General features: G+C 70.5%; 13 protein-coding genes. 5 read left to right on the forward strand and 8 right to left on the reverse strand.

Going from position 1 to position 15,339, the window contains the following annotated elements:
* Positions 1-79 precede the first annotated feature (79 nt).
* The 7 genes from ACFO0C_RS04555 to ACFO0C_RS04585 all read right to left on the reverse strand — a co-directional run bounded on the left by ACFO0C_RS04555 (position 80) and on the right by ACFO0C_RS04585 (position 5,245).
* Positions 80-1,153, reverse strand: a complete 1,074-nt coding sequence (locus ACFO0C_RS04555; protein WP_378065224.1) for a glycosyltransferase — start codon at positions 1,151-1,153, stop codon at positions 80-82.
* On the reverse strand, positions 1,150-1,923 hold the full coding sequence (locus ACFO0C_RS04560; RefSeq protein ID WP_378065225.1) for a carotenoid biosynthesis protein: 774 nt from the start codon (positions 1,921-1,923) through the stop codon (positions 1,150-1,152). The genes ACFO0C_RS04555 and ACFO0C_RS04560 overlap by 4 nt, the downstream gene beginning before the upstream one ends.
* A 5-nt stretch (positions 1,924-1,928) precedes the next feature.
* Positions 1,929-2,483 carry a GNAT family N-acetyltransferase gene (locus tag ACFO0C_RS04565; RefSeq protein WP_378065226.1) on the reverse strand — a complete coding sequence of 185 codons (555 nt, stop codon included), beginning with the start codon at positions 2,481-2,483 and terminating at the stop codon, positions 1,929-1,931.
* Positions 2,480-3,091, reverse strand: coding sequence for a monooxygenase (locus ACFO0C_RS04570; RefSeq protein ID WP_378065554.1), 612 nt, complete (start codon positions 3,089-3,091; stop codon positions 2,480-2,482). The genes ACFO0C_RS04565 and ACFO0C_RS04570 overlap by 4 nt, the downstream gene beginning before the upstream one ends.
* Before the next feature lie 139 nt (positions 3,092-3,230).
* A complete protein-coding gene (locus tag ACFO0C_RS04575) occupies positions 3,231-3,704 on the reverse strand; it encodes a YbaK/EbsC family protein (protein ID WP_378065228.1) in 474 nt (157 codons plus the stop codon).
* A 2-nt stretch (positions 3,705-3,706) separates the two neighbouring features.
* A complete protein-coding gene (locus tag ACFO0C_RS04580; RefSeq protein ID WP_378065229.1) occupies positions 3,707-4,498 on the reverse strand; it encodes an SDR family NAD(P)-dependent oxidoreductase in 792 nt (263 codons plus the stop codon).
* 168 nt (positions 4,499-4,666) lie between these two features.
* A complete protein-coding gene (locus ACFO0C_RS04585; protein WP_378065230.1) occupies positions 4,667-5,245 on the reverse strand; it encodes a hypothetical protein in 579 nt (192 codons plus the stop codon).
* Between the two features lie 55 nt (positions 5,246-5,300).
* Between ACFO0C_RS04585 and ACFO0C_RS04590 the strand changes: the two genes are divergently transcribed.
* Positions 5,301-5,984 (forward strand): DUF305 domain-containing protein, encoded by a 684-nt coding sequence (locus tag ACFO0C_RS04590; RefSeq protein ID WP_378065231.1) that lies wholly within the window; start codon positions 5,301-5,303, stop codon positions 5,982-5,984.
* Between the two features lie 158 nt (positions 5,985-6,142).
* On the opposite strand, the gene ACFO0C_RS04595 is transcribed toward ACFO0C_RS04590, so the two are convergent.
* On the reverse strand, positions 6,143-6,625 hold the full coding sequence (locus tag ACFO0C_RS04595) for a DUF4396 domain-containing protein (protein WP_378065232.1): 483 nt from the start codon (positions 6,623-6,625) through the stop codon (positions 6,143-6,145).
* 801 nt (positions 6,626-7,426) lie between these two features.
* Between ACFO0C_RS04595 and ACFO0C_RS04600 the strand changes: the two genes are divergently transcribed.
* From ACFO0C_RS04600 to ACFO0C_RS04615, 4 genes are all read left to right on the forward strand, one after another.
* Positions 7,427-7,828: an SAV_6107 family HEPN domain-containing protein gene (locus tag ACFO0C_RS04600; RefSeq protein ID WP_378065233.1), complete on the forward strand. Its 402-nt coding sequence runs from the start codon at positions 7,427-7,429 to the stop codon at positions 7,826-7,828.
* Positions 7,829-9,189: 1,361 nt separating this feature from the next.
* The gene (locus tag ACFO0C_RS04605) at positions 9,190-9,999 is read left to right on the forward strand and encodes a hypothetical protein (RefSeq protein WP_378065234.1); all 810 of its coding nucleotides are present in this window, start codon (positions 9,190-9,192) and stop codon (positions 9,997-9,999) included.
* 256 nt (positions 10,000-10,255) lie between these two features.
* The gene (locus ACFO0C_RS04610; protein ID WP_378065555.1) at positions 10,256-12,010 is read left to right on the forward strand and encodes a DNA polymerase Y family protein; all 1,755 of its coding nucleotides are present in this window, start codon (positions 10,256-10,258) and stop codon (positions 12,008-12,010) included.
* Between the two features lie 11 nt (positions 12,011-12,021).
* Complete coding sequence (locus tag ACFO0C_RS04615; protein WP_378065235.1) at positions 12,022-15,339, forward strand: error-prone DNA polymerase; 3,318 nt, start codon at positions 12,022-12,024, stop codon at positions 15,337-15,339.

The following is a 15,339-nucleotide window of genomic DNA, read 5'->3' on the forward strand; positions in this document are numbered from 1 at the left end:
CCCCGTCCCGTGGCTCCCGCGCGAGCGATGCGACAGTCCCGGCCGCAGCGCGACCGCCGGGCTGGTTGCCCGCTCACCGTCATACGGGGCGGCCCCGCCACGAGAGGCGGCCACGGCGTCGCCTGTGGAACGAGCGGGCGACCAGCCAGGCGAACAGGACCACCGAGAGCGGGTGGGCGAACGCGTCCCCCGGCCGGCCCCCGGTGGCCACGGCGCTGATCATGCGGCCTGCGACACCGAGCAGATAGGCGACGGTGGCGACGGCCGGGCGGGGTCCGAGGAGGAACGGGAGCGGGACGGCGTACAGGAGAAAGAGAAGGACCACGACGGCGGCCGCGCCGGACGGAGACCCGAAGGACGCCCACAGTGATTTGCTGTAACCGTTCGCCAGGTCCGGCCAGGAGTCGTACATGTGGCAGGTGGCCAGGCGCGAGCCGTCGGCGAGCGCGATCCGGCCGCCGGAGCGTTTCACCGCGCGGGCCAGGCCGATGTCCTCGAGGATGTCGTCGCGGACGGCGGCATGACCGCCGGCCCGGTGATATCCGGCCCGGTCGGCGACCAGCCACTGACCGCCGGCGGCGGCGAGCGACGGGCGCGGCGAGCGTTCCATCAGACGCAACGGCAGGAACGTGAGCCAGGACCACTGCAGCATCGGCTGGACGAGGCGTCCGGCACCGGAGATCCGGGGGTACGGCGAGAGCAGCGTCACCCCGGTCTCCCGGAGGAGGGCGACCGCCCCGGCGATCGCGTCCGGTGCCAGGACCACGTCGGCGTCGACGAAGACCAGCACGTCCGCGTCGCCGGCGTCGTCGGCCAGTTGCCGGCACGCGTTCGGTTTGCCGAGCCAGCCGTCCGGCAGCGGCCCGCCGGCGAGCAGCCGTACCCGGGAACCGGCGACCGCCCGCACCACGCCGGCGGTCCCGTCGGTGGACCCGTCGTCGAGGACGTGGATGCTCAGGTTCGGCACGCCGCGCTGGGCGAGCAGCGACTCCAGGCAGGGCGTGACCCGGCCGGCCTCGTCGCGCAGCGGCAACAGGACCGCGACCCGTTCGGTGGTGGTGGCGTCGCGGCGGGGACGGCGCAGCAGCAGCGCGTTGACCGCGGTGTGCACGGTGAGCAGCAGCAACGGCACCAGCACGAGCCAGGGGGTCACGTCGTGCGGCGTTTCAGCAGGGGGAGCACGGCCAGGCCCATCAGGACACCACCCCACACGGCGGAGGCGGGCAGGTCCAGGAAGACGGCGTGGGCGAGGACCGAGGAGAAGTACGTCCACAGCCACAGTGCCAGCATCGGCAGATCCTCCGGCGCCGGGGACGACGCGGCACGTGTCGCCGCCAGCGCCGTCATCAGCAGGATCGCGAACCCCAGCCAGCCCAGATAGTTGCCGACCGGGATGCCCGGCACCCCCGGCAGCGCCGGGACCGGGTCGTGCCAGCGCCAATACCCCTCGGCGACCATCTGCGGATCGAGGAACAGGTCCCACGCGGCCAGCCCACCGGCCGCCACCGCGATCCGGGCCGCCCGGCCCCGGACCACCCGCAGCGCCGCGAGCCACGCCGGCCACGCCATCCACGTCCATGCCAGCGGAATGATCAGCGGAACACCCAGCAGTTTCGGCCCGAGCTGACCCGAGTAGTCGTAGGTCCCGAACGGGAACCCGGTCGCCACCCCCACCGCCTCGACCGCGAACCCGCCGAGCATCGCCGTCCCCACCAGCGCCAGCGCCGCCCGGCCGCCACGGAACAGCCACGCGTGCGACACCGACAGCACCACACCGATCAGCACCGTCGCCACGGTCAGGCCGGCCCTCGTCTCGCCCCCGGTCAGCGTCCCATCGCCGGCCGGCGTCCCGCCTTCGGTCAGCGGGTAGCAGATCTGGGCCAGGATCAGGCCGCCCAGCAGCACCCAGGGAACCGCACGCACCGTGGTCAGCTGACCGTTCCCTCAGCCACCGGCAGCTCCCGCCCGAGGATCGCGAACGCCCGCTCGTCACCCGGGAACAGGAAGTCCCGCAGCACGTCGGAGAACCCGAAACGCCGGTACAGCCGCCAGGCCCGGGACACCTGCTCGTCAGCCTCCGGAGTGGACAGCAGCACCCGCTTGCCCTCGGCCATCGCCAGCAGCGCCCGCAACTGCCGGGCCCCGACACCGTGACCCTGCGCCACCGGGCGCACGTGCAGCTCGACGACCTCGAAACAGTCCGACAGCCAGTACTTCCGGGACGGCTCGTCCAGCGACGCCCGCACCTGGTCGTGCCACCACTGACCGGCGGCGGACGTGTAGCCGTAGCCGAAACCGGCGAGCCGGCCCTCCGCGGTCAGCGTCGCCACCGCACGGAACCCCGGCCGCCGCACGTGCGAACCGATGTAGCCACGCCGCGTCTGCAGCAGCTCCTTGCGGTATCCCATCGCCTCGCCGTAGACGGCCACCACGTCGTCGAGCCGGCGCAGCAGGTCATCCGGCTGCCAAGCTACGAGCCTCATCGCTCCGTCAGCTCCTCGTCGATCCAGCCCAGCACCGTGCGGTCGCCGGTGAGGTCACGCACAGCGAAACGGGCGAAAAGCTCCTCCGCATACCAACGGTCGGCGGGCGTGCGGGCGATCACCGCGCGGTGCTCCGGCTGACGGTACGCGAACGCGGTCAGATCCGCCGTGCTGCGCCACACGCTGACCGTGCCCTGCCAGCCGATCGGCGCCTCACCCACCCCGAAACGGGCCAGCAGACCCGGCGCCTCCGCCACCTCCCGCGCCACCGCCGGGACCGCCCGCCAGAACCGCAGAGCCCGCGTCGGCCGCAGCCGGGCCCGGGTCAGCGCCACCACCATGCCGTCCGTTTTACGACCCGTCGGGCGGAACGGGTTGCGGCCCGCCCACTCGCCCCGGCTCACCAGCGGTTCCAGGTCGATCCGGGCATGCCTTTCGGCTATCGCGTCCCACTTCGGGAAACTGACCGGGGCGTCACTCACGGTTATCGCTGCCCAGCGGGTCAGATCCGTGTCGCCCGGGCCGAAGGTGGCGCCGGTGCCCGTACCCAGGAATCTGCCGAAGTCGACTTTTTTCAGGTCTTTCCCGGCGAAGGCCATGCGCAACATGGCAGCGCCGACGGCGCGGCGCGGGACCCGCCAGACGTGCAGGCTGACGCTCTGTTCGGTCACGGTCTTTCAATCACGGTTTTCAGTCACGGTTTTCGGTCACGGTTTTCGGTCACGGTTTTCGGTCGCGGTTTTTCGGTCACGCGACCACGGCGGGGGTTCCGGAGGTGACGCGGACCAGCTCCGCATAGGTCGTGGCAAACAGCGACTGAGGTACGCCGCCCGCCGCCCACACCACCGGGAACCGTTCCAGATCGACATCCACCAGGGTCCGCACCGGCTTCGGATGACCCAGCGGGGCGACCCCGCCGATCGCCTGGCCGGTGTGCTGCCGGACGAACTCCGGCGTCGCCCGCCGCAGCCTGCCGATGCCCAGCAGCGCGGCCACCTTCGCCGTGTCCACCCGATGCGCGCCCGACGTCAGGACCAGCAGCGGCTCACCGTCGGCGTCGAAGATCAGCGAGTTGGCGATCTGGCCGACCTCGATGTCGAGAGCGGCCGCCGCGGCGGGAGCGGTGTGCACCGCCTCGTCCAGGATGACGATCTCGGCGGCGTCCGCTCCGGCCGCCGTCAGGGCATCGCGGACCGCGATCACATTCGGATGGTTGTGCATCCTTACTTGTTTACCGCCTCGGCGCTGGCCTCCCACAACCGACCGGCCAACTCGGCGTCACGGGCGTGCGGCGCCGGACGCGTCAGCGCGTGACCCACGTAGTAGCCGCCGTTCACCAACTCCGCCTCCGGGGCCGTGGCCAGCCACACCAGCAGCTCACCCGCCTTCTCCGGGGTGACCAGGAACGGCGCCCACCGGTAGAACAACCGGACCGTCCGGCCCGCGCCGAAGTTGGTGCGCACCACACCCGGGTGGAACGACACACTGAACACATCCGGCCAGCGGCGGGCCGCCTCCGCGGCGAACAGGATGTTCGCCGACTTACCCGCCCCGTACGCCTGCCAGCTGTTGTAGCTCGCCGGATCACCGGCCGGATGCTCCGGATCGGGACGGCCCCGCATGTGCGCGCGGGACGCCGTGTTCACCACCCGGGCGCCGCGCAGCCGCTCCCGCAACAGGCTCGTCAACAGGAACGGGGCCAGATGATTGCCCTGGAACGTCGCCTCGTAGCCGTCGACGGTCCGCCGGAACCCGTCGACCATGCCGCCGGCGTTGTTGGCCAGCACGTCGATCCTCGGGAAACCGGCCAGCAACTCCTCCGCCAGCCCCCGCACCTCGTCGAGGCTCTCGAAATCGGCGCGGAAATGCGCCGCCGGCCGCACCTGCGCCACCGCGTCGGCGAGACGTCGCGGATCACGGCCCACCAGGACCACCTCGTCGCCGCGCGCGGCGAACTGCTTCGCGGCGGCCAGCCCCACACCCGAGCTGCCGCCGGTGACCACGATCGTCGCCATCCCGCCATCGTATTCACGTCCGTGCGGATCCGCGCCGGGTCATGGGTACCGTGATGGGGTGCGGATCATGGCGGTGGGCGGTGCGGTGTCCCGCCGGGCTGCCTGGTGGTTGCTGCTGACCTGCACGGTTGTCGGGTTGGCGGCCATGCACACGCTGGGGCACGGGCGTCATGCCGGCTCATCCCATGCGCACGTCCCGGCGGGTTCGGTCCTCTCGCCTGTCTCGGCTGTCTCGGTCTTTTCGCCTGTCTCGGCCGTCTCGGTCTTTTCGCCTGTCTCGGCTGTCTCGGTCTTTTCGCCTGTCTCGGCTGTCTCGGTCTTTTCGCCTGTCTCGGCCGTCTCGGTCCTCTCTCCCGTCCCGGCCGGTTCGTGGGCTTCACCCTCCCTCTCTCCCGTCCCGGCCGGCTCGTGGCACTCACCTTCTCTTCCGCGCGTCTCGGCCGGCTCGTGGCACTCACCCTCCCTTCCGCACGTCTCCTCCTCTCGCGTTTTCTCCCTTCGCCTTTTTGTGATCGACTTCTTGTCGGGTGGCGGTGAGCCGGATGGCGGGCACGGTGTGGCATGGCGTGTCTGTCTGGCGGTGCTCGTCGGGCTGACCGTGGCGGTGTTGCTGCTGGCCTGGCTGCTGTGGTGGAGGGCTGGCGGGCTCGGGGCGATGCGGGTGCCCTCCGCCGGGCGGGTGATCTCGCGGGGGCCGCCTCGGCGTGGCGTCGGCTTACGCTTGGCTTCGGTCTCGGTGATGCGCATATAGCGGGATTTGTCGCCCGCTTGTCCGTCTCCGATGCGAAAGGCCCGAAACCCGATGACCCGTACGCTGCTGCGCCGTGCCCTCCCGGCCGGTGCCCTGTTCCTTGCGCTCTCCCTCACCGTCGCCGGTTGTAGCGGTGGCGATCATTCGTCCGACGGTTCCGCCGGCGGTTCCTCCGGTGCGTCCTCCGGCCACAATGGCGGCTCCTCCGGTGCGCCCGCAGGCCACTCCGGTGGAGCCTCTCCTGATGCCGGCGTGCCGGCTTCCCCGGGGGCGGTGTTCAACGAAGCCGACGCGGCGTTCGCCGAGCACATGACGGTCCACCACCAGCAGGCGGTCGTGATGTCGGCCCTCGCCGCCGAACGGGCCTCCAACCCCCGGGTGAAGGAACTGGCGGCCACCATCGAAGCCGCACAGACCCCGGAGATCGCCACCATGACCGGCTGGCTCTCGGACTGGGGCCTGCCACCCGTCACGAACGCCGACGGTCACGGCACCGGCCACGAGTCGATGCCGGGAATGATGTCCGCCGCCGACATGACGAAGCTGGCCGAATCCACCGGTGCGGCCTTCGACACCCGGTTCCTCACCATGATGATCGCCCACCACGAGGGTGCCGTGACGATGGCCGAGGCCCAGATCGCCAACGGTGCCAACCCCGAGGCCAAGGCTCTAGCCACAAAGATCGTCGCCGACCAGAAGGCGGAGATCGCCACCATGAAGGCCCTGCTGAAGTAACCGGTTCACAAAGGTGACGGTGCGGCCGGGCGTTGTCCCGGCCGCACCGTTCACCCCATCCTCTAGTGCTTTGGGTGCTCCTGGTGCTATTGGTCCTGTCTCTGGCGTTGTCGGTCCTGTTTCTGGTTTTGTCGGTCCTGTTTCTGGTGTTGTCGGTCCTACTTCTGGTGTTGTGGGCCGTGACTCTGGTGATGCTGGTGCGCGACCGCGTGGCCCTTGCCGCGGGCGATCAGCCACCGGTTGACCGGCACGGTCAGCACGAAGGCCACCGCCAGAGCGAACGCGAGCGACACCCAGAACAGCCCACTGGCCAGACCGGCCTCCATCGCGCCGGGCACCACGACCATGACCGTGTTGTCGACGATCTCCATGACGATGATCGACACCGTGTCGGCGGCGAGCGCCACCTTCAGCGCGTCACGCAGGCCGATGCCGGAGCTCAGTAGCGGCCGCATGGTCAGCGCATAGCCGAAGACGAATGCCAGCGCGACCGCGAGAGCCACGGTGGACCCGGTGCTCCAGCCGAGCGCGGTGCCGATCACCATGCCGAGCACCTCGCCGATGGCGCACCCGGTGAGGCAGTGCAGTGTCGCCTGTATCGCCATCCGCCACGAAGCGGATCCGTGCGTGCTGTCGGTCATGGGTCTTCTCCCTCCACTCTGGCTCCAAAATACCCCTGGGGGGTATATGCGGGAAGAGCTCCGGCGCTCGGCTGTCTGTGACGCACGCCGCTACGTGCTGTCGATCATCCGTTCGAAAAAGCTGGTGGCGCGGCACCCCGAAGGTTGCGTTTTTGTCGTAGGGGGGTGTTAGTCTCTGCGGTAGTTAGAACGAATGTTCGAAAGGGTGTTCGTTCGACTCCGGGAGCGTGTTTCGCGGCTCGTCTCCCGGGTGTGGCGCCCGCGAAGCGCCGCACACGTGGTCCGGGCATTCGCGGGTCCGGGCCACGTTCAGGCAGGCCGTCGCTCGCTGCCCCCGACCCCCGGTGGCGGGCGACGGACCCGCCGGCGGTGCCGGCCGGGTGTGGTGTGGGGAAGCTTCACACCTGGCCGGCTTGCCGTCGGGCGGCCCACGGGCCGTCCACCGGGGCCCCGACCGCCCGTCGGAGCCCCGGGTTCCGGCTTGGCCGGTCACGGCCTGCTGCGTCTTCCTCCGCAGTGATCGGTTCGACCAACCAACGTCGGATGCGGAACGAGCGAGGAGAAACGACGATGGCGAGCACCAACACCCCGCGCACCGGCTCACCTCTACCCGGTCCGGCAACTCCTAGCCAGGCAGTGCTCAGCTCGACAACGTCCGGCCCGGCGGTGTCCACTTCGACAACGTCCGGCCCGGCGGTGTCCACTTCGACAACGTCCGGCCCGGCTGTGTCCAGTTCGACAACGTCCGGCCCGGCGGCTGGTGAGGCCTCCCGTGTGGAAGCGCTCACGGTCCCGGCTCACATGCTGCCCCACCGCACTCCCGCCCAATTGCTGGCGATCGCCCACGAGGGCTTGATCGAGGCGGCGAGGACCACGCCTGACGGTTTGCGCTACGCGACGGCCCATCTGGCGGCCCTGCGGGCAGCCGCGGCGGTGATTGCCGCGCGTGCCCGCCCTTCCGCACCCGGTCGCCGAGCCCGCGCCACCAGCGCCTGGTCGCTGCTGGTCCTGGTCGCGCCCGAGTTCAGCGACTGGGCCGGCTATTTCGCTCTCGGCGCCAGCAAGCGCGCGGCCGCCGAGGCCGGCATCCCACACGTGGTGAGTGCCCGCGAGGCCAACGACCTCCTACGTGCGGCCGAGCAGTTCGTCACTGTGGTCCAGGCGTCCCTGGGTCTTTCCTACCAGCCCCCACTGGCCGCATGACAACGCTCACTGGCCGCATGACCGCATCCGCCTCCCCGGCCGCGTCTCTTCCGCCTTCCCGCAGGACCACGCAATCCGGCCCGGTGACTGCGCATAGTCGCTCACACCCTGCGGCAACGCCCTCTCGTCTGTTCCCGCCAGCCGCACATCCGGTGTCGCGGTTTGTGGCCGTGTGTTCTCGTCCGTTCCTGGCGGCGGCATATCTGGTGTCGCGGTTTGTGGCCGTGTGTTCTCGTCCGTTCCTGGCGGCGGCATATCTGGTGTCGCGGTTTGTGGCCGTGTGTTCTCGTCCGTTCCTGGCGGCGGCATATCCGGTGTCGTTGTTTTTGACCGCACATCCTTGCTCGGTTCCGGCGGTGGCATCCTCGACGTCTTTGTCCGCCGCGTCCTTCCCCATAGGTAAACACCCTCCGCCCTCCAACGGCCGTAGACCCTCGGCCCTCTCGGCAAGTGGTGAGAGGGCCGGCCTGTTCAGCTGACGAGGCGGTGCTCTGCTGCGCGTCTTTGTTCGGCTGTGAAGCCACCGGATCAGAGTCGGCGGCAGCATCCGCGTCCGTGCGGGTCCGGCGGAATGTGTGGCCCGCGCCTTGACGGAGATCGGCTTCGGTCACCTCTGAGGGCCTTTGAGTACCTGGGGATGCCCGCTGGTTGGGCGGTTTCCGGTTCGAGTCGTCTACGGCTCGAACGGATTTTCGGTTGCTTCTGTCCTTTGGCGACTGTGGCGCCGGCTTCCCAGGGTGAGTGGTGTGGATGACGGGTCGGTTGTAGTGGTGCTGGTGAGGGTCTGTCCGCGTGGCTGGGGGTTGCCTGTTCGGTAGCGCTTGACGGGGAGCAGCAAAGCGAGGCATGACGTGGCAGGGCGCATGATCAGTGGTGCGAACGCCCTTGTGGGACTGGTCCGCACGGCTAGCGGAACCGACGAGTCGGATGTGGACCGGATGCTGCCGGTGGCGGCGGAGTTGAGTGGGTTGCTGCCGGGACGAGGGTTGCGCCGGGGCAGCACCGTATCCGTAGCCAACGGACAGATCCTGCCTACCGGTGTGGGCATGTCACGGCCTAACCCGGGCAGGGCATCCAGCGCGGGCACGTCGACCCGGCTGGACAGATCTGCAGGCCGTGGCATCTCGCCGGCCGGAGCGGACACAACGACCGCTCCGGGCCGGTCATCGTCTCTGGGTCGGTCATCGGCTTTGGGCCGGTCATCGGCCGCTGTGCCGACGCCGGGTCGTAGGCCTCTTCCCGCAAGCGCGCCTCGGCTCGATAGCGCTGATCTCTTCAACGGCATCGGTCTGCCCAGTGGCGCCGGGTTGCCCAGTGGCGCCGGGTTGCCCAGTGGCGCCGGTCTGCCCAGTGGCGCCGGGTTGCCCGGTTCGAGGCTGTCGGGGGCGCCCGGTTCGGTGGTGGCGGCCGGGTCGGTGGGGAATGCTGGGCTGTCTGCTGTGGCTGGTGGGCGAGGGCTGTCGGTGGTGGCCGGTGCGCCTGGAGGATCGGGTGCGGCGGCAGGGGTTTCGGCTGGTGGGGGGACCTCGCTGATGCTGGCTCTGCTTGCTGCCGCATCGCGGAACGGGTCGTGGTGCGCTGTTGTCGGGATGCCTTCGCTGGGGGCTGTCGCCGCGGCGGAGAGCGGCATCGTGCTGGAGCGGCTGGCGCTCGTTCCCGATCCGGGGCCGGACTGGCCGACCGTTGTGGCCGCGCTGATCGACGGTGTGGATGTGGTGGTCGCGGCTGTTCCCGGGCCGGTGTCGTCGTCGATCGTCAGCCGGTTGGCGGCTCGGGCCCGGCAGCGGGGGAGTCTGCTGGTGCCGTTCGGTGACTGGGCCGGTGCGGATGTGAACCTGCGTGTCGGTGAGGGGCACTGGGAGGGGCTCGGTTCCGGCCGGGGACGGTTGCGTCGTCGTGAGGTCACCGTCGTAGCCCAGGGACGGGGTGCGGCTGCCCGGCCACGGCAGATCACGATGTGGATGCCGGGTGTCTCGGTTCGTTCCGTCGTGATTCCGCCTGCCCCTGCACGGGCCGAGGACGGTGTGGGGTCGGTGCGGCCGCGGCCCGATGGTGGTTCGTCCCCGGTGGTGGGATCCCGGTCTGCTGCCGATGCCGTGAGGTCTTCCGAGGGCAGGGAACGTGTGTCGGCCTCGTTGTCCGTCTGCCCGCCACCGGCAGGGCGGGAGTGATTCCGATGCGGCAGTCATGTACGCCCGCTTCTCATGAGGTGCGCGGTACACGCGTGGGCGGCCTGCGACAGCCCACCAAAGAGCCGACGGTGGCATGGGGTGGGCTGCCACGGGGCGACGGTGGGCTGCGGTGGGCTACCAGAGGTCGACGGTGGCATGCGGTGGGCTGCCACGGGGCGACGGTGGGCTGCGGTGGGCTACCAGAGGTCGACGGTGGGGCGGCGGTGGGCTGTGGTGAGGGCGGGAGTGGGGAGGACTGGTGGAGGCGGGGGTTCGTACGGTGCTGGTCTGGTGTCCGGACTGGCCTGTCGTGGCCGCGGAGATCGTGGCGGGTGTGGTGGCTTCGGAACCTGTCGCGGTGTTCGCCGGGAACCGGGTTCTGGCCTGCTCCGAGGCGGCCCGGCGGGAAGGGGTCCGGCGGGGGCTGCGGCGCCGGGATGCTCAGGGACGCTGTCCGCAGCTCGTCGTGGTGGAGCACGATCCGGGGCGGGATGCCCGGGCGTTCGAGCCGGTGGTCGCGGCCGTGGAAGAGGTGGTGGCGGGCGTCGAGGTGCTGCGGCCGGGCGTGTGTGCCGCGGCGGTGCGTGGGCCGGCCCGGTATTTCGGCGGGGAGGAGGCCGCCGCTGAGCGGATCGTCGAGCAGGTGGCGCTGGCCTGTGCGGTGGAGAGCCAGATCGGGATCGCGGACGGAGTGTTCGCCGCCGGGATCGCCGCGCGTACCGGGCGAGTCGTGGAGGCTGGGGGTAGCCGGGCGTTCCTGTCGTCCGTACCCATTGAGGCCCTTGAAGAACCTGAGCTCACGGACCTGCTGAAGCGTCTCGGGGTGGCGACCCTCGGGGATTTTGCGGCTCTGCCGCCGGGTGACGTGCTGACCCGGTTCGGGTTCGAGGGGGCGCTGGCGCACCGGCTCGCGTCGGGTGGGGATGTCCGGCCGCTCGCGGTGCGTAAGCCGCCTCCGGATCTGGCGGTCGAGGAGACCTACGACGAGACGCTGGACCGGGTGGATGTGGCCGCGTTCGCCGGGCGGGTGCTGGCCGAGAGGCTGCACGAGCGGCTCGCCGGGCATGGGCTGGCGTGCACCCGGTTGGGGATCGAGGCGGTCACCGCGGACGGTCAGGAGCTGTTCCGGGTGTGGCGGCACGACGGGATGCTGACGTCCGCGGCCATCGCCGAACGGGTGCGCTGGCAGCTGGACGGGTGGCTGACCGGGGCCCGGCGCGGGCAGCGGCCCCGGCCGACCGCGGGGCTGGTGCGACTGCGGCTGGTGCCGGACGGGGTGCTCGCCCATGCCGGGATGCAACCGGGGCTGTGGGGTGAGACCGGGGAGGCGCGGGAGCGGGCGCATCGGGCGTTCAGCCGGGTGCAGGGGCTGCTCGGGCCGGGTTCGGTGCTGACCGCGGTACTCGGGGGCGGGCGGTCGCCGGATGATCAGGTGCGGCTGGTGCCGTGGGGGGACGAGCGGGAGCCGGAGCGGCCGGCCGCGGAGCAGACAGAGCCGATTCCGGGCATCGACACGGTCCCGTTGCTGGACCGGGCCGAGACGGCCGAGCAGTTCGCGGTGATCGAGCAGCCCGCGGTGATCGAGCAGCTCGCGGTGACCGAGACGCCCGGGGGAGGCGGCTTCACCATGATCGAGGTGGGGCGGAAGCGGCGGCGCGGTAAGACGGCCCGGCCGGCGCCGCTGCCACCGTGGCCGGGACGGATGCCGCGGCCCGCGCCGGCGGTGGTCCCGGTACCTCCGCTGCCCGCGGTGGTGTACGACGGGACCGGCGCCCCGGTCGGGGTGAGCGCCCGCCTGGAACTGACCGGCGACCCCACGGTCCTGCGGATCGACCGTCGTCAGACGGTGACGATCGTCGGCTGGGCCGGTCCGTGGCCGGTGGACGAGCGCTGGTGGTCACCGGGTGAGGCACGTCGCCGGGCCCGTTTCCAGGTGGTGCTGGAGGACGGCCGGGCGCTGCTGCTGTCCCTGGCCGGCGGCCACTGGACGGTGGAGGCGATCTATGACTGAGGTGTGCGGCGATGGGCTTCAATAATCCGGACATCCCCTGGTCACAGCTGGAGAGTGCGCTGTCCGGGCGGACCGTGGTGGATCCGCTGGCGATCGACGGGGACGGTGGGGACTCGCCGGCGTGGAGCCGGAAGCGGGAGCCGTACCGGGCGGCGCCGGGCCTGGTGCGGTCGGAGAGCCGGACGGCGTATGCCGAACTGCACTGCCACACCAATTTCAGTTTCCTGGACGGGGCGAGCCATCCGGAGGAGCTGGCCGAGGAGGCGGCGCGGCTGGGCCTGACCGGGCTGGCGGTGACCGACCACGACGGCCTGTACGGCGTGGTCCGGTTCTCGCAGGCGGCCCGTGAGCTGAAACTGCCGACGATCTTCGGGGCCGAGTTGTCGCTGGGCCTGACCCGTCCGCGTAGTGGCGAGCCGGACCCGGAGGGCCCGCATCTGCTGGCACTGGCGCACGGCCACGAGGGGTACGCCCGGCTGGCCCGGGTGATCTCCGAGGCCCAGTTGCGGGGCGGGGAGAAGGGCCGGCCCGACTACGGGAGCCTGGAGCAGGCGGCGGAGCTGCTGCGTGACCACGTCCTGGTGCTGACCGGCTGCCGCAAGGGCACGGTTCCGCTGGCCCTGGCCACCGGGGGAGTCGAGGCGGCGGCGTACGAACTGGACCGTCTGGTGGCGAACTTCGGCGCCCCGAACGTCGCCGTCGAACTCACCGATCATGCGGACCCGTACGACGCTGATCGCAATGATGTCCTGTTCGACCTGGCCCGCAACCGTGGCCTGGAGGTGGTGGCGACGAACAACGTGCACTACGCGGCACCGTCCCGGCATCGGCTGGCGACCGCCCTGGCCGCGGTCCGGGCCCGCCGCAGCCTGGACGAGATGGACGGCTGGCTGCCCGCGGCCGGTGCCGCCCACCTGCGAAGCGGCGACGAGATGGCCCGCCGGTTCGCCGACTATCCGGGGGCGGTGGAGAACGCCGCGATGTACGGCGACGGCCTCTCCTTCGACCTGGATCTGGTGGCGCCGAGCCTGCCGGACTATCCGGTGCCGCCGGGTCACACCGAGATGAGCTGGCTGCGCGAGTTGACGATGCGGGGTGCCGCGGTTCGCTATCGCGACAACCCCAAGGCCTACGACCAGCTCGAGTACGAGCTACGCATGATCGAGGAGCTGGGTTTTCCCGGCTACTTCCTGGTCGTGTACGACATCGTCGATTTCTGCCGGCAGGAGCGGATCTACTGCCAGGGCCGAGGTTCCGCCGCCAACTCCGCCGTCTGTTTCGCGCTGTTCATCACGAATGTCGACGCGGTGAAGCACCGGCTGCTCTTCGAGCGGTTCCTCACCGCGGAACGGGACGGCCCACCGGACATCGACGTGGACATCGAATCCGACCGGCGGGAGGAGGTGATCCAGCACGTTTATCGGAAGTACGGCCGGGAGCACACCGCCCAGGTGGCGAACGTGATCTCCTACCGTCCCCGATCGGCGGTCCGGGACATGGCGCGGGCCTTCGGGTTCTCCCCGGGCCAGCAGGACGCCTGGAGCAAACAGATCGACCGCTGGGGTGACGTGGCGACTTCCGAGGACATTCCGGACAATGTCACCGCGGCGGCGAACGAGGTGCAGGACTTCCCCCGTCACCTGGGCATCCACTCCGGCGGCATGGTCATCTGCGACCGCCCGATCATCGAGGTCTGCCCGGTCGAGTGGGGCCGGATGCCCGGTCGCACCGTGCTCCAGTGGGACAAGGACGACTGCGCCGCCGTCGACCTGGTCAAGTTCGACCTGCTCGGGCTGGGCATGCTGTCGGCGTTGCACTACGCCTACGACATGATCGACGACGAGCTGGACATCGGCACGATGCCGCTCGACGACCCCGAGGTCTACGACATGCTGTGCCGTGCCGACTCGGTCGGTGTCTTCCAGGTGGAGAGCCGCGCGCAGATGGCCACGCTGCCCCGTCTCAAGCCGCGTGTCTTCTATGACCTGGTCATCGAGGTGGCGCTGATCCGGCCGGGGCCGATCCAGGGTGGTTCGGTCCACCCGTACATCCGTCGCAAGAATGGTTTGGAGAAGCCCGATGTGCCGCATCCGCTGATGGAGAACGCCCTGGCCAAGACGCTGGGGGTGCCGCTCTTCCAGGAGCAGCTGATGCAGCTGGCGATCGACGTCGCCGGCTTCGACCCGGCGGAGGCCGATCAGCTGCGGCGCGCGATGGGCTCGAAACGCTCCATGGAGCGGATGGAGAGGATCAGAAACAGACTGTACGAGGGGATGGCCGCCAACGGGATCACCGGTGCGCTCGCCGACGATCTCTTCGTGAAGCTCGCCGCGTTCGCCAGTTACGGCTTCCCGGAGAGCCACGCCATGAGCTTCGCGTACCTGGTCTACGCGAGCGCCTGGCTCAAGCGCTACCACCCGGCGGCGTTCTGCGCGGCACTGCTCAACGCCCAGCCGATGGGCTTCTACTCACCGCAGACGCTGGTCGACGACGCGCGACGGCACGGTGTCGAGGTGCGGCGGCCGGACATCAACCTCAGCGACGCGGCGGCGACCCTGGAGACGACGCCGGCGAGCCGGCATCGCAGCGCCGCCGGCGAGCCACCGCAGGTGTGGGGGCTCGGCGGCCCGGTGGTCCGGCAAGGGCTTTCCCGCATTCGTACGATCGGAGCCGAGCTTGCTGAGAAGATCGAGCGGGAACGGCGTACCCATGGTCCTTATCGGTCAATGACTGATCTCGCACGGCGTACCGGATGCTCTGCCGGACACCTGGAGGCCCTCGCCACCGCCGACGCTTTCGCGGGTTTCGGGCTGTCGCGCCGTGAGGCGCTCTGGGCCGCGGGAGCGGCCGCCCAGGACAAACCGGATCGCCTCCCGGGGACGGTGACCGGCGTCGAGGCGCCGACACTGCCCGGCATGAGCGACGTGGACGTGCTGGTCGCGGACGTGTGGGCGACCGGTCTGTCGCCGGAGACGCACCCGGCGCGGTTCCTGCGGGCCGAGCTGGACCGGGCCGGGGCGCTGACGATCGCGGATCTGGCCGACGTGGAGGGCGGCACCCGGGTGCGGGTCGGTGGGATCGTCACGCACCGGCAGCGGCCGGCGACGGCGGGCGGGGTGACGTTCGTGAACCTGGAGGACGAGACCGGGATGCTGAACGTGACCTGCTCGCCCGGGCTGTGGCTGCGTTTCCGGAAAGTGGCCCGGACCAGCACGGCGCTGCTGGTGCGGGGGCGCGTGGAGAAGGTGGAGGGGGTGATCAACCTGGTCGCGGACCGGCTCGACGCGGTGTCCCCGCCGGTCGCCTCGACCTCACGCGATTTCCGGTGA

The organism is Actinoplanes subglobosus (assembly GCF_042650585.1).
GTDB lineage: Bacteria > Actinomycetota > Actinomycetes > Mycobacteriales > Micromonosporaceae > Actinoplanes > Actinoplanes subglobosus.